This is a genomic window from Ligilactobacillus saerimneri, assembly GCF_036689625.1.
In the GTDB taxonomy this organism is placed as follows: Bacteria; Bacillota; Bacilli; order Lactobacillales; family Lactobacillaceae; genus Ligilactobacillus; species Ligilactobacillus saerimneri.
Genome location: NZ_CP144759.1, coordinates 1,036,256 through 1,049,801 on the forward strand (window position 1 = coordinate 1,036,256; position 13,546 = coordinate 1,049,801).

Sequence of the window (13,546 nt, forward strand, 5' to 3'; positions counted from 1 at the left end):
CTTATTCTTCCTTTCTCAGGTTAATTTTTCCATCTGTCATTGGTGGTGTAAAGTAATGCCGCCGACAAACTGGGTAGTACGACTCATTTCCCCCGATCAGTATCTGCTCGCCCGCATATACCGGCTGATCGTTATGCACCCGCAAGTTCATGATGGCCTTTTTGGCGCAGAACCAGCAAATCGTTTTCATTTCTTCAATCTTGTCAGCATACAGCAAGAGGTATTTGGAACCTTCAAATAAGTTATTTTGAAAATCGTTCTTCAGTCCAAATGCCATTACCGGGATGTTCATATCATCGACAATCTGGGCTAATTCCAAGACATGGTGCTTTAATAAAAACTGGGCTTCGTCAATCAGCACACATGCCGCTTGGGGGTTGATTTGTGCCACCAAATCGGCAATATTGGTTTCCGCAAAAATCGGGTGGGCTGTCCGCTTCATCCCGATCCGGCTAGCAACCATCCCTACTTGTTCCCGATTATCCAGACCACTCGTCATAATGATAACATGCTTATTCTGTTCTTCGTAATTATGGGCAACCTTGAGAATCTCGATTGTTTTCCCACTATTCATTGCACCATATCGAAAAAAGAGCTGTGCCACTCTTCACCACTCCACTCTTCAAATTACACTCGGTTTTTAGTATAGCTGATTTCTAAATAAATTGCATTATTCTCTGACAAATTCCCGCGCATACTTCTAGATAGTAGGTAATCACATTTTGTGATATGATACATGATGATCTTATTTAGCAGCTGAAAAGCAGAGGAGAATAAGTTTTATGTCATTAAGAAGTTCAATTGCAATCACAGCAGGAAAATCATCTTATTGGTTCCTGCATAAATTTCGTCATGGTGGGACGTCCTTTCCAGGCAAGCTCGCTTTAGCGCTTGATCCTAAAGTTTTACGGACCCTGGCCAAGGATTACGACATCGTCGTTATCACGGGGACTAACGGTAAAACATTGACCACCGCCCTGACGGTTAAGGCACTTAAAGCCAAGTACACCCAGATTTTGACTAATCCTAGTGGTTCCAACATGATCCAAGGGATTACTGGGGCTTTCCTAACGGCCCAAAAGGGAGCTAACGGCAAGAAATTAGCTGTTTTGGAAACTGATGAAGCCAACGTGCCGATCATTTGCCAGTATGTCACCCCTAAAGCATTTGTTTTAACCAATATTTTCCGGGACCAAATGGATCGTTACGGGGAAATTTATACGACATACGATAAAATCATTGCCGGGATCAAGATGGCACCTGAAGCGACTATTATTGCTAACGGGGATGCCCCGATCTTTAATAGTAAGAAACTACCTAATCCTACTATTTATTATGGGTTTAATAATCAACCCGACCAGGAACAAATGGCACCGGCCAATACCGACGGACTACTGTGTCCTAAGTGCCAACACATCTTGCATTACAAACAGCGGAGTTACAGCAACTTAGGGAAATATTACTGCCCGAACTGCTCTTTTGCCCGGCCAGAATTGACTTATCAAATGACCCAGATCGTGGATCAAACACCAGCTTCATCAACATTTGTGATCAACGGCCAAGAAGTTACCTTGCATATTGGCGGAACCTATAACATCTACAATGCTTTAGCCGCTTTTTCTGTTGCTTCCTTCTTCGGGGTTGAACCACAAGCTAGTGCCCAGATGCTCAGCGATAAGGATGAGAAAGTCTTTGGGCGGCAAGAAGTCATTCGCCTCGGTGAAAAAGAAGTAACCTTAATCCTAGTTAAGAATCCTGTCGGCCTCGACCAAGTCTTGCAGATGATTAAAACCGATCAGGAGCCGTTCTCATTGGCCGTTTTACTGAATGCTAACTATGCTGATGGGATCGATACTAGTTGGATCTGGGACGGCCGGTTTGAAGACCTTCCCTTTACCCGGATCCCAGCGGTCTTGGCTGGTGGTGAACGTTACAAGGACATCGCCTTCCGCCTCCGGGTGGCGGGAGTCAGTGAGGACCACTTTGCCGAACGACCTGACCTCGACGATGTCTTAGCATATATCAAGCACATGCCAACAGACCACGTGTATGTCCTGGCTACATATACTGCGGTCTTGCAATTACGGGAAAAACTAGCTAATGAAGGCTATATCGAAGGAGGCATGGACTAACAATGCAATACCAATTACATTTGGCCCACCTGTATGGTGATCTGTTGAACACCTATGGCGATATTGGGAATATCCTCGTTTTGAAGTATTATGCCCAACAAATGGGGGTTGAACTAACTGATGAAGTGGTCAGCCTTGATCAACCCTTTGACCCTAAAAAATATGACATCGCCTTTTTTGGCGGGGGGCAAGATTTTGAACAGGTGATTGTTTCAAAAGATATTCAAAATAAAAAGGATGACCTGATTACCTATATTGAAGACGGCGGTCCGATGCTGGCGATCTGTGGCGGGTACCAGTTGTTAGGTTCCTATTATATTGGGGCCCACGGTGAAAAGATCAAAGGGATCCACGCCCTTGACCACCGGACAGAATCCCAAGACAACCACCGTTTTATCGGCGATATTGTCATTAAAAATGAAGAAACTGGGCAAGAATACCACGGTTTTGAAAACCATAACGGGATAACTTACCTCGGTCATGGCGAACGACCTTTGGGTAAGGTTATCTCTGGAAATGGGAACAATGGGAGCGATCAGACTGAAGGAGCGATCTACAAGAACGTTTACTGCTCATACTTCCATGGTCCGATCTTGGCTCGGAATGGTGAGTTAGCTAAGCGGATTTTGCTGACTGCATTAAAACGCAAGTATCCGCAGGCAGATCTCAGTGCTCAAGAAGCATTAGTTATCAAACCTACCTATTAATAATTATAAAGGCAGTTGCCTAACACGTAGTTGATGAAGCTACATTGTTAGGTAACTGCCTTTTTAGTTGCTGGTTTCTTCTTTTAAATACTTACCGACAAGGATCTCGCGCCGCCGGATAAATTCATGGTTATCTGCCGTCGGGTGGACCCGGTTAGTGAGCACGATCAGGGCTGAACGGTTGGGTTTGTCCACTAGTAACACGGTGCCCGTATACCCGGTGTGGTAGAGAACGGGCCGCCCCGTTGGGGTATAGCGCAAATCCCAGCCCAACGACCGGTGCAGCCGATGGTTGGGGGTCCAGTCCTGGTACAGGCTGTCAATTAAAGTCGGGGCCAAGACAGGATGCGGGACCCTATCATCCATCATCCATTGGGCAAAGGTAATCATGTCGTCCAGGTTGGCAAACAACCCCGCTGACCCACAATGTTCCTTGAGGGTGTAGGCCTTAGGATCATGGACTTCCCCCCGGAGTAGGCGCCCCCGTTTCTTGCTCAGTTCGGTCGGGACACATTGGTCAGGGTTGGGAGTGAACGTACTATGCGTCATTTGCAAAGGGGTTAGTACCCGTTGGGTGATCACTTCCTGGACTGGCATGTAGTATATCCGCTCGATCACCTGGCCGGCCAGAATCAAGCCCACATCAGCATAGACCATTCGGTGGCCAAACCCATCCCCGACTTTTAGTTCATCATATAAAGCAGTGATCAGTTGGTCGGCTGTCAGTTCGTCGCGGTGGGGAATATAGCCCTGTAAGTTGGACGTATGGGTTAGCAGGTGGCGGAGGGTAACCCGGCGGTCACGGAACCGGGGTAAATATTTTTGCACCGGCGCATCAATGTCAACCTGGCCGGCAGCCATCAGTTCTAAAATGACGGTAGTTGTGCCAATCACTTTAGTTAATGAGGCAACATCATATAGCATACCCGGCCGTAATGGTTCAGTGTGCGGTACGAGCTGGGCTTGGCCCCAGACTGCTGTTTGAATTTTTCCATCCTGAATCATCGCATATGACATCCCGGGCACTACTCCGGCTGTGACAAAATCATGTAGGTATTGCGTTGTTTGTGGATTGAACAAACCCATCACCCCTTGGTAAGTAAAAAGCGGGCTCATCTCTCCCCTATGAGGGACCCGTTGTTACGTCCGTCCCTTTTTAAGAAGTTGAGTTGTTACCCGCTCTTGTTAATTTATTTTTTCGTATCTAATAGGTCATCTTCACTGAGGCCGTAGATCCCACTAGCAGGATCATCTTGACTAAGTGGATGAACAATAATGATCGCTACTGCGCCATTGTGAGCTTCGTATCCCGCAAAAGAGACGATTTGCTCCACTTCATAAGTTTTACCGTCAGAATTATATATGTATTGCCCTTTTTGTGGCATAACAGCAAATTCTGCTTTGTTAATCCGGTAATAATCTTCATGTTGGCGGTCGTGCATTACTAAGACCACTTTTATCATACTAAAGCCCCCTTGTGAGTCAACATACTTTTATGATAACAGAGTGACTAGCAAATGGGTAGTTTCTCATAAATAAAAAACACTGGCACCTCATCAGCACCAGTGTCTAATAACTATTGGGTGTACTGGATTCGAACCAGTACATTATGGATTCAGAGTCCACTGCCTTACCAGTTTGGCTAACACCCAAAAATTCAACTATTTCATGATAGTCTTTTTGTATTTTATTGTCAACCAATTTTTATAGAATTTTTGTGGTGGCCTTTGGCAGTAATGGCACACTCAAAATAAAAAATTTTTTTAAAGCAAAATTTTGCCACCGTGCTCTTTTTCTAACCTCACACGATATATAAAAATATATGTGCTAGTAAGAAAGCTTGCCAAATCAAGCTTTTTAAAAAATTGACTGCACATATTTTACTATTTATCGTGTAACTCTGGAAAAAGCCCTAATTCTTTTTCGATCAGTTTTAAAATGAAATCTCTGGACGGATAAGTTTGAAAGCTGTAAAAAAATCCCCATCCGGAGGGATGAGGACGCGTTGTTATCTCAGCACCTATTCTGTTATTCCCTTTAAACTTCTATCGTTAATAATCTCACCCACAGCAAGCAAATCATACCGTCTAATATTAATTCTTACTGACATTTGCGCCCCATTCTCTAAGCTATCAAGTATATAAAAAATATCTCCACTATTTTTCTAACTTTCACTAACTTCATATTAGCAATTTTCCCTTTATCTAAAACTTTACATAAGCGATCAGTCTTGACCACCACTCAAAAAAGCACGCAGATCATCTCCGCGTGCTCTTTCTCTGGATATTAATTATTTTTGTGCTGCTTTAGCTTCTTTCAGACGCTTCTTTTCCATCCGTCGCATCTTCTTGAGCTTTTTGCGTTCTTCCCGTTCGCGCATTGCTTTTCCTGAGTAACGGTAGGCCTTCTTCTTCAGGTACCGTAACAACTCTGTTTCATTAGCAAACTCGTGGGGCTTCTTTTGCCCGTGTAAACGCACAGTAATCTTGGTGATCTTGATCCGGCCCGTCCATGTGTAGGTATGTTCTACAATGAACCGATTATTAAGATTATTGGGATCCTCCCCAAATTTTAGAACATATACTCTTTCAGGCACCATCAACGGATTAACGTGCTCTTTACTATATGCTATATTTTGTGACTTTAAAAAGTTCTTTGTCTTTCTAAGCATGTTTTACCTCCCTTTGATAGTTTCCTCAGCAGCTACAATTAACCATAACTATCCATATTCTAACAGAAAAAGTTAATTGAATAAAACACTATCATATATTTTAATAATAAAAAAAGAAGAATGTCCTAACAAATAGGACATTCCTAATTTACTTAGTCAAATCACCCGTACGGGGATCGAACCCGCAACTCCGCCTTGAGAGGGCGACGTCTTAACCAATTTGACCAACGGGCAATTACTCTCCTAAGTATAGACCAAAAAGCCTAGTTGTCAAGCTTTTTATTGCCACCATTGGTCAAAGTCCTGGAGCAGTTTTTGCAATGCCAAACCCCGGTGACTAACCGCATTCTTTTCACTAGCAGTCATTTCAGCAAAGGTCTTATCTTTTGCCGGATAGTAGAACAGCGGATCGTAACCGAAGCCATCCTTCCCCCGTGGTGCCGTCAAAATTTGACCATATGCGTCCCCCGTTGCAATTAATGGTTCTTTGCCTTCTTGGACCACCACGATTGAACAATGGAAGTGGGCCGTCCGGTCCGCTGGAGCTACGTCCGCCAGTTTATTAAGCAACTTACGGTTGTTGGCCGCATCATCATGATCACCAGCATACCGGGCTGAGTAAATACCTGGTTCCCCATCCAACGCATCCACGACCAATCCCGAATCATCCGCTAACACTGGAATGTGCAAGTAGTTACTGATAGTTTGTGCCTTGATCAAGGCATTTTCTGTAAATGTTTGTCCGTTTTCTTCGATTGGCGGAACATCTTCCAAATCCAAAAGCGTCATTACCTCTATCTGTTTGGGCGCAAAGAGCCGGGCAAACTCGCGTGCTTTGCCGGCATTCTTTGTTGCAATCAAAATCTTATCCATCGCAGCTACCTCCAGCATATTTTTAAGTTTATACTACACTATGGGATAGAATTTAACAATTCAGTTAAAAAACCTGTATAATAAGCACTGATATTAAACGAAGGAGTACCTCTAATGCACAAGGAACTAATTGAACAAGCACTCGCACACCCAGAGCTGGGTTCTACTCTGGGCTACGAACTCATTCGGGACATGCTTCTCCCTAGTATCGTGGGCGAAGACAGCAATTTCATGTATTGGGCCGGCAAGAAACTAGCCCGCGAAATCGCCCTGGCAACAGACGAAGATATTTTCAGCTTTTTTGCTGCCGCTAACTGGGGTGAGCTAACCCGGGTAAAGAGCAATGCCCACCAGCAAAAATTCACTCTAACTGGTCCAATCATTGCCCTCCGCCACCAAAACAACAGCCACACCCCTCAATTTCTATTAGAAACCGGATTTTTAGCCCAAACCATTGAGCAGCAAACCGGCTTGGTAACTGAAGGTGTGCTCGAGAATGATACTAAAAAGAACAACAAAATTAGCATTCTCATCCAAACTGATCCTAAAACTCCTACCAGTGATGAATTATCCCCTGATACAACCCCACTTGCTTTCACGGCCTTACTTCATCCTGAAGATAAATAATAAATAATGCAACAAAGCGGTGATAACATGACGCCACCAGGCCTCATGCTATCACCGCTTTTTCATGCTGCATTCAAGAGCAATTTATTAGACGTATTGGTTCAACTTAGCTTCCAATTGTTCCTTGCTGTGGTAACCAATAATAGTATCAACGATTGCGCCATCCTTCTTGATGATCATCGTTGGAATACTCATGATCCCCAATTCAGCAGCCGTTTGTTGGTTGGCATCAACGTCCACTTTCCCAAAGGAAACCTTATCGCCCATCTCTTCAGCCAACTTTTCTACCACAGGACCTTGCATCCGGCAAGGGCCACACCATGTTGCCCAAAAGTCTGTAAATGTAACTCCGTGTGCTGTTTCTTCCTTAAATGTCTTATCAGTTAGTTCTTTAACCATAGTGAACCTCCTACTTTCTTTTCGTAAGTAATCATATCAATTAACCATCCCGAAAGCAATTTAATTGCTCACTTGCCATCCTACTTGAAATAAACAATCGTTGCCCCATTACCCCCGGCGTTTGGCGGAGCAAACTGGAACTTCTTGACTGACCGGTTATTTTCCAAATACTTGGTAATTCCGGAACGCAGCGCCCCAGTTCCTTTCCCGTGAACAATCGTCACCTGTTTATAGCCTGCTAAAAGCGCCGCATCAATATAGCGATCAATATTGGTCAGCGCTTCTTCATAGCGCTGGCCCCGCAAGTCTAAACTGGAACTGACATGGCTCGCTTGGGCTGACCGCAAGACAACCCCTGCCCGCGGTTGCTTCTTTTCTTGAACATGGATCTTCTCCAGGTCATCCTCATCAATCTTCATCTTGAGAATTCCCAACTGGACTTCCCATTGTTTATCACCCAATTTTTGGATCAAGACACCTTGTTGACCGTATGAGCGGACCAACACATCATCGTTTGGGTGCAGGGCTTGCTTTGCTTTTGCTTTCCGAAGCACCTTATTATGTTGCAAGCGAATATCTTGGTGCAGGGAGTTAAGTTGGGTTTGGGCATCGATCAGCTGATTTTCCTTGACCGTTGCTGCCCCGTTAAGCCGCATGGCCCGCAAGTCGTTAATAATTGCATCGGCTTTCTTCTGGGCTTCTTGGACAATATCATTGGCCTTCATCTTAGCTTGCTCAGTGAGATGACTTCGCTCTGCAACCAACTTTTCGTAGGCTTGTGCCAAATCATGGTGCAACTTCTCTGCTTCTTCCAAATGCTTTTGCAAAGCAATGGCTTCTTCTTCCGCTTGGTGGCGCTTAGCTACCAAATCGGTAATCATAGCGTTAAGGTCTTGACTGTCTTGGGTCGTTAATTCCTGAGCAGCTGCAATAATTGTCTCATCCAAACCTAAGCGCCGGGAGATGTTAAAGGCATTACTCCGCCCGGGAATCCCGATCAACAACCGGTACGTTGGTTGCAGGGTTTCAACGTCAAACTCCATGCTGGCATTGATTGTTCCTGGCCGTTCAAACCCATAGGCCTTCAACTCTGGATAGTGCGTAGTTGCCACTACGTAGGCCCCCGTCGCCCCGACCGCATCTAAAATTGCAATCGCCAAAGAAGCCCCTTCTTGCGGGTCAGTCCCTGCTCCCAATTCATCAAACAAGACGAGGGAATGGGCATCGATATGCTGCAAGATATTAACGATATTCACCATATGGGAAGAAAAGGTACTGAGGTTTTGTTCAATTGACTGTTCATCCCCGATATCAGCGAAAATATCAGTAAAGATCCCAATGCGGCTTTCCTCATAGGCCGGAATGAATAAGCCCGACTGTCCCATCATTTGTACTAAACCTAAAGTCTTGAGGGTGATTGTTTTCCCACCTGTGTTCGGCCCGGTAATGATAATCGCCTGGTAATCTTTCCCCAGCATGATATCATTGCGTACGGCTTTTTGGGGGACCAGCAATGGGTGCCACACTTGCCGCAAGTAGACGTTATTATCCGTGTCAACTATTGGTTCGGTTGCTTTGATAGCATGGGCATACCGGGCTTTAGCATTAACAAAGTCTAGTTGCCCGATGATCCGCGCATTGGCTTGCAGTTCTTCTGTATACGGTGCAATCAAGGCTGACAACTCTGCCAGAATCCGTTTGACTTCTTCCCGTTCGGCGCTTTGTTGTCGCTTTAGGCGGTTGTTTAACTCAACAATTGCTTTCGGCTCGACAAATACGGTTTGCCCGGAAGCACTTTGATCGTGGACAACGCCCCCGAATTTGTTCCGATACTCCTGGCGAACCGGGACCACATACCGGTCATTCCGAATAGTTACGATAGCATTACTCAAATATTTAGCATTGTTGCCCCGAGTAAACTGGCCCAACTGCTCACGAATTTGTGTTTCCGTAGTCGCAATTTGGCGCCGTAAACTGCGTAACAATGACGAAGCCTCGTCAGTCACAAAACCATCATTATCAATAGCTGTCAACAAACGCCGCCCGACCTGGGGCAATGACACCAACTCATCGACCAATTGATCTAATGAAAGGAGTTGGACTTCTTCATCAAGCAAGTCCCGGAAAAAGACCTTAAGCTGATTGGTTGTCCGCAAAACCAGTCCAATCGCAGCTAGTTCTTGCCCGTTCAAACTTGCCCCAATATCCAAACGTTTTAAAAATGGGCGAATATTGCCTAAGCGGGGGAGAGGAATTCCGCCCTTAAGGCGTAAAATATCTGCCCCATCCTTTGTCTGATCTAGATGATGTTGGATCTGAACTTGCTTTACTAGTGGGTGCATCCGCAATGCTAGGCGTTGCCCCATTTCCGTTGTCGTATACTCTACAAGTTTTTTCCGAATTTTATCATATTCAAGCACCTGGAGGGCTTTTTCATTCACATTTATCACCCCTATTGTAAATATTGTGTCAAATCTGGTGTGTTATTAAGGATAAACTGCGCAACCTGGGACTGTTCAATCCGATTTTGCCAAGTTGCTGTTGGCCAACTGACCAAGAAAACTAACGCAAAGAAGATCATGATATACGCAACCATCATGCCCAATAACCCACCGGCTAGCGCATTCAGTTGCCGCAAACCACGCATTTTCGTCACGGTGCGTAAGGTATGAGCGATCATCCGCCAGATGATTCCCCCGACTAAAATCACCGTCCAAAAAGCTAGTAAGCGACAAAACAAGCGACTGCCCGCCGTTAAATGGGCTAAATCAAAGATGTTGGCGAGACCATCTCCCAGATACCGCGCTAAGAAAAAGGCCAAGCCCAAAACTACACCGTACCCGATAAGGTTGATCAACATCGCTAATAGCCCCTTTTTTACTCCGATCCGAAACGAGATCGCGAGTAACCCCAAGATTATTACCGAAACTATCATTGCTGCTCCTGGTCGGTCTTGCCCAATTGTTGCTGCAACTGGTCAATCTTTTCTTGTTGTTTAAGTTGATCTGAAACTGCATTAATTGCCAGTAAAATTGCGGCCCGTTCATCTGAAATCCCTGGCATCAATTCCTTGACCTCCGCCAACTGTTCCTGGATCACATGTACTACCGCCCGCATATGTTCCGCCGAGCTCTCGCCAATGATTGTATAATCTTTTCCATCAATTTCAATCTTAAATCGTCTTTTATTTGCCAAACCTAAAATCCCTCACAAAAATTTTCTATCGCCATTTTACCATAATTCTTCTTGCACACTGGTCGTGATGCAACCATAGAAAAAGAATAGGACTGCCCACATGTGTGACAGCCCTATTAGCTTTTGTTATTGCATGTTGGGATCGTTAAGGAATGTATCTAACACACCTTCAACCATTTCCCATTCAGCATCATCTTCAATTTCAAAAAATTCCGCTTCTGTCGCTGAACCATCTTCATCAGGATAGTAAGCAAATGCCGTTACATCAACTTGTTCGCCCGGTTGTGCGTCATCCGGAACTAATAAGACATAGCTCTTATCAGATTCATCTGGTTGGAAAGTAAACAGGATCTGATACAGTGTTTCATTCCCCTTATCATCTACTAGGGTGATCAAGCTATCATCATTCATATTTTGCTTTTCCGCCATTAATATCCCTCATTTTCTAAAATACTTTAGTTAATTCGCCATGCCGATCAAGATAATTTTGCAGGATTAATGCCGCTGCCAATTTGTCAATCACCTGCTTGCGCTTACGGCGCGATGTATCGGCTTCTTCAACCAACATCCGCTCGGCTTCAACCGTGGTCAACCGTTCATCTTGGAAGTCGATGGGCAAGCCTAATTGCTGCACCAACAAGTCCCCATAAGCACGGCTGGCATCAACCCGGGGGCCTGAAGTATTGTTCATGTTCTTGGGCAAGCCCAAAACCACGCCAACAACCCCATACTGGTCAACTAATTCCTTAATTCGTGTAATGTTAAAATCTTGTTCATCTTCGTTGATAGGGACGATCTCAATCCCCTGGGCTGTCCAGCCCAACTCATCACTGATCGCCACCCCAACTGTCCGCGAACCAACATCTAAGCCCATTAATCGTGCCACTTAATTTGCCTCACTATCTTTATCCAAGTATGACCGTACTAATTCTTCAATAATCTCATCGCGTTCATACTTTCTAATTAGATTGCGGGCATCGTTCAAACGTGGGATGTAAGCAGGATCCCCGGACAATAGATAACCCACAATTTGATTAATTGGATTGTAGCCCTTTTCCTCCAGAGCTGCATATACCGTCAAAAGGGTGTCATGAACGTCTTTTTGTCGCTTGTCATTAAAGTTAAAATACATAGTTTTATCCAACGAACCCATAATATCCACCTCCACAATCTTCTTTACTCATTCTACTAGAAAACCCATATACTGACAATAAACATAATCTTTTCTTACTACAATTATTATCTATTGTTGATTAGATAAAAGATTATTGATTTTAGTAATCCCCTAGGCCAAATAAGTCCTAGGGGGCAACATCACCTAATTTGTTTTAGTTGGATCAAAGAACCATTGCTTGCCGTCACGGGCCAGTAATTCATCTGCAGCTTGGGGGCCCATTGATCCTGATTCATAGTTCGGGAAGGCTGGTGTTTCCATATCCCAAGCAGAGCGGATTGCGTCCACAAATTGCCACGAATACTTAACTTCTTCCCAGTGAGTGAAGTTTGTTGCATCCCCCCGCAGCAAGTCATGTAACAACTTCTCATATGCTTCTGGGCAATCCCGATTTTGATTCCGGTATGCCAAAGGCAACTGCTTCATCTTGAAACCTGTATCATAATCTTTATCATTGATGTACAGCGTAATTTCTTCATTAGGGTCAACATCAATTGACAAAACATTGTTGGTTAAAGCAACACCTGGGAAAATGTTAGTTGGCATTTTCTTGAAGATGACATCAATTCTTGTTGCCTTCGTTGCCAACCGCTTCCCTGTGCGAATATACACCGGTACCCCCGCGAAATTCATATTTTCCACTTCGAGCTTACCCGCAACAAACGTCTCGATTGCTGAATCATCAGCAATATTATCTTCATCCCGGTAAGCATGTACTCCTTCGCCTGGTCCATACTGCCCCCGCACAAAATTGTGGGCCACTTCGTCCGGAGTATATACCTTCAGCGACTTGAGCGCACTGATCTTTTCTTGGCGCAGGTCTTGATCATTGAAGGAAACTGGGGCATTCATAGTCAGCAGGGACACAATTTGCAGGATGTGATTTTGAACCATATCCCGTAAAGCACCCGCTGTTTCATAATAACCTGCCCGTTCTTCAACCCCCAAGGACTCACTCAAAGTGATTTGAATATTGTCGATGTAGCGGTTGTTCCATAAATTCCGAAAAATACTGTTTCCAAACCGAATGGCGGTAATGTTTTGAATCATCGCCTTACCTAAATAATGGTCAATCCGAAAAATCGAGTCAGCCGGGAAATACTTCTCAATTGATTGGTTGAGTTCAGCTGCAGTGGCTAAATCCCGCCCAAAAGGCTTTTCCACTACGACCCGGTTATAGCCGTGATCAGTCACTAACTTTTGCGTCTTTAAGTGTTCGGCAATTGTCCCAAAGAAACGTGGTGACATTGCCAAATAAAAGACCCGGTTCCCCCCGATTTCATACTCATCATCCAGCTGTTGAGCCAACTTTTTAAGGATCATGTAGTGTTCCGTATCATTTACATTATGTGATTGATAATAAAAATGGTCGGCAAAATTTTCAACCATCGCTTCGGTATAAAAGTCTGCGTCGACACTTCCCCGAATAGAATCAGCGACTACTTCTCGATAGTGCTCATCTGTCCATGGCCGCCGGGCTGTCCCAATAACAGCGAAACTCTTTTGAATATGTCCCCGCCGGTATAAATTAAATAACGCCGGATACAACTTTCTTTGGGCCAGGTCTCCTGTCCCCCCAAAGATAATAAATAGCGCTTTTTCTTCTCTCATGGTTCGTTCCTACTTTCAAGATTAACTAAATCAATTTTAAACTTATCCCCAATAAATCACAAATATTTAGAATTTATAAAATATGGAGCGAAATAAAGAGGAGGAAAAAATGCTAATCACTTAACATCCTCTCCTCCTAAATATTTGTGGTATTAGT

At 44.4% G+C, this 13,546-nt stretch carries 16 protein-coding genes and 2 tRNA genes; 3 read left to right on the forward strand and 15 right to left on the reverse strand.

What is annotated here, in order from left to right; translation table 11 throughout:
• Window position 1: 1 nt before the first annotated feature.
• A complete protein-coding gene (locus V3C97_RS05020; protein ID WP_009553798.1) occupies window positions 2-604 on the reverse strand; it encodes a thymidine kinase in 603 nt (200 codons plus the stop codon).
• Between the two features lie 178 nt (window positions 605-782).
• Here V3C97_RS05020 and V3C97_RS05025 point away from each other — a divergent pair, with 178 nt between their 5' ends.
• Together V3C97_RS05025 and V3C97_RS05030 are read left to right on the forward strand one after the other, a co-directional pair.
• A complete protein-coding gene (locus tag V3C97_RS05025) occupies window positions 783-2,132 on the forward strand; it encodes a Mur ligase family protein (RefSeq protein WP_338433911.1) in 1,350 nt (449 codons plus the stop codon).
• A gap of 2 nt (window positions 2,133-2,134) precedes the next feature.
• Window positions 2,135-2,839 (forward strand): type 1 glutamine amidotransferase, encoded by a 705-nt coding sequence (locus V3C97_RS05030; protein ID WP_009553803.1) that lies wholly within the window; start codon window positions 2,135-2,137, stop codon window positions 2,837-2,839.
• Window positions 2,840-2,902: 63 nt separating this feature from the next.
• Here the strand turns inward: V3C97_RS05030 and V3C97_RS05035 are convergent, their stop codons facing one another.
• The 6 genes from V3C97_RS05035 to V3C97_RS05060 all read right to left on the reverse strand — a co-directional run bounded on the left by V3C97_RS05035 (window position 2,903) and on the right by V3C97_RS05060 (window position 6,383).
• Entirely contained in the window at window positions 2,903-3,925 is a 1,023-nt protein-coding gene (locus V3C97_RS05035; RefSeq protein WP_338433912.1) for a serine hydrolase domain-containing protein, read from the reverse strand.
• A gap of 104 nt (window positions 3,926-4,029) precedes the next feature.
• Entirely contained in the window at window positions 4,030-4,302 is a 273-nt protein-coding gene (locus tag V3C97_RS05040; protein WP_009553807.1) for a hypothetical protein, read from the reverse strand.
• A 116-nt stretch (window positions 4,303-4,418) separates the two neighbouring features.
• Window positions 4,419-4,491: transfer RNA gene (locus V3C97_RS05045), tRNA-Gln, on the reverse strand.
• A 638-nt stretch (window positions 4,492-5,129) separates the two neighbouring features.
• Window positions 5,130-5,510, reverse strand: a complete 381-nt coding sequence (locus V3C97_RS05050; protein ID WP_338433913.1) for a hypothetical protein — start codon at window positions 5,508-5,510, stop codon at window positions 5,130-5,132.
• Window positions 5,511-5,671: 161 nt separating this feature from the next.
• A tRNA-Glu gene (locus V3C97_RS05055) sits at window positions 5,672-5,744 on the reverse strand.
• Window positions 5,745-5,789: 45 nt separating this feature from the next.
• On the reverse strand, window positions 5,790-6,383 hold the full coding sequence (locus V3C97_RS05060) for an XTP/dITP diphosphatase (RefSeq protein ID WP_338433914.1): 594 nt from the start codon (window positions 6,381-6,383) through the stop codon (window positions 5,790-5,792).
• 114 nt (window positions 6,384-6,497) lie between these two features.
• On the opposite strand from V3C97_RS05060, the gene V3C97_RS05065 reads away from it, so the two are divergent.
• Window positions 6,498-7,010, forward strand: coding sequence for a YslB family protein (locus V3C97_RS05065; protein WP_027826651.1), 513 nt, complete (start codon window positions 6,498-6,500; stop codon window positions 7,008-7,010).
• A gap of 87 nt (window positions 7,011-7,097) precedes the next feature.
• Here V3C97_RS05065 and trxA read toward each other — a convergent pair whose 3' ends face one another.
• The 8 genes from trxA to zwf form a co-directional block, all read right to left on the reverse strand.
• Complete coding sequence (gene trxA / locus V3C97_RS05070; protein WP_009553822.1) at window positions 7,098-7,409, reverse strand: thioredoxin; 312 nt, start codon at window positions 7,407-7,409, stop codon at window positions 7,098-7,100.
• Window positions 7,410-7,489: 80 nt separating this feature from the next.
• The gene (locus tag V3C97_RS05075) at window positions 7,490-9,850 is read right to left on the reverse strand and encodes an endonuclease MutS2 (RefSeq protein ID WP_338433916.1); all 2,361 of its coding nucleotides are present in this window, start codon (window positions 9,848-9,850) and stop codon (window positions 7,490-7,492) included.
• 11 nt (window positions 9,851-9,861) lie between these two features.
• Window positions 9,862-10,344, reverse strand: a complete 483-nt coding sequence (locus V3C97_RS05080) for a CvpA family protein (RefSeq protein ID WP_278838715.1) — start codon at window positions 10,342-10,344, stop codon at window positions 9,862-9,864.
• Complete coding sequence (gene zapA / locus V3C97_RS05085; RefSeq protein WP_009553825.1) at window positions 10,341-10,604, reverse strand: cell division protein ZapA; 264 nt, start codon at window positions 10,602-10,604, stop codon at window positions 10,341-10,343. Before zapA ends, V3C97_RS05080 begins: the two co-directional genes overlap by 4 nt.
• Before the next feature lie 126 nt (window positions 10,605-10,730).
• On the reverse strand, window positions 10,731-11,033 hold the full coding sequence (locus V3C97_RS05090; RefSeq protein WP_338433917.1) for a DUF1292 domain-containing protein: 303 nt from the start codon (window positions 11,031-11,033) through the stop codon (window positions 10,731-10,733).
• A gap of 16 nt (window positions 11,034-11,049) precedes the next feature.
• The gene (gene ruvX, locus V3C97_RS05095; RefSeq protein ID WP_317294485.1) at window positions 11,050-11,490 is read right to left on the reverse strand and encodes a Holliday junction resolvase RuvX; all 441 of its coding nucleotides are present in this window, start codon (window positions 11,488-11,490) and stop codon (window positions 11,050-11,052) included.
• Window positions 11,491-11,757: an IreB family regulatory phosphoprotein gene (locus V3C97_RS05100; RefSeq protein ID WP_009553828.1), complete on the reverse strand. Its 267-nt coding sequence runs from the start codon at window positions 11,755-11,757 to the stop codon at window positions 11,491-11,493. It lies immediately after the preceding gene.
• Between the two features lie 165 nt (window positions 11,758-11,922).
• Window positions 11,923-13,389, reverse strand: coding sequence for a glucose-6-phosphate dehydrogenase (zwf, locus tag V3C97_RS05105; RefSeq protein ID WP_338433918.1), 1,467 nt, complete (start codon window positions 13,387-13,389; stop codon window positions 11,923-11,925).
• Window positions 13,390-13,546: the final 157 nt, after the last annotated feature.

What these genes read in the sequence shown, in the direction of transcription:
- V3C97_RS05025 (WP_338433911.1), top strand. Translation starts at nt 783, where the DNA reads ATGTCATTAAGAAGTTCAATTGCAATCACAGCAGGAAAATCATCTTAT.
- V3C97_RS05030 (WP_009553803.1), top strand. Translation starts at nt 2,135, where the DNA reads ATGCAATACCAATTACATTTGGCCCACCTGTATGGTGATCTGTTGAAC.
- V3C97_RS05035 (WP_338433912.1), bottom strand. Translation starts at nt 3,925, where the DNA reads ATGGGTTTGTTCAATCCACAAACAACGCAATACCTACATGATTTTGTC.
- V3C97_RS05040 (WP_009553807.1), bottom strand. Translation starts at nt 4,302, where the DNA reads ATGATAAAAGTGGTCTTAGTAATGCACGACCGCCAACATGAAGATTAT.
- V3C97_RS05050 (WP_338433913.1), bottom strand. Translation starts at nt 5,510, where the DNA reads ATGCTTAGAAAGACAAAGAACTTTTTAAAGTCACAAAATATAGCATAT.
- V3C97_RS05060 (WP_338433914.1), bottom strand. Translation starts at nt 6,383, where the DNA reads ATGGATAAGATTTTGATTGCAACAAAGAATGCCGGCAAAGCACGCGAG.
- V3C97_RS05065 (WP_027826651.1), top strand. Translation starts at nt 6,498, where the DNA reads ATGCACAAGGAACTAATTGAACAAGCACTCGCACACCCAGAGCTGGGT.
- trxA (WP_009553822.1), bottom strand. Translation starts at nt 7,409, where the DNA reads ATGGTTAAAGAACTAACTGATAAGACATTTAAGGAAGAAACAGCACAC.
- V3C97_RS05080 (WP_278838715.1), bottom strand. Translation starts at nt 10,344, where the DNA reads ATGATAGTTTCGGTAATAATCTTGGGGTTACTCGCGATCTCGTTTCGG.
- V3C97_RS05090 (WP_338433917.1), bottom strand. Translation starts at nt 11,033, where the DNA reads ATGGCGGAAAAGCAAAATATGAATGATGATAGCTTGATCACCCTAGTA.
- V3C97_RS05100 (WP_009553828.1), bottom strand. Translation starts at nt 11,757, where the DNA reads ATGGGTTCGTTGGATAAAACTATGTATTTTAACTTTAATGACAAGCGA.
- zwf (WP_338433918.1), bottom strand. Translation starts at nt 13,389, where the DNA reads ATGAGAGAAGAAAAAGCGCTATTTATTATCTTTGGGGGGACAGGAGAC.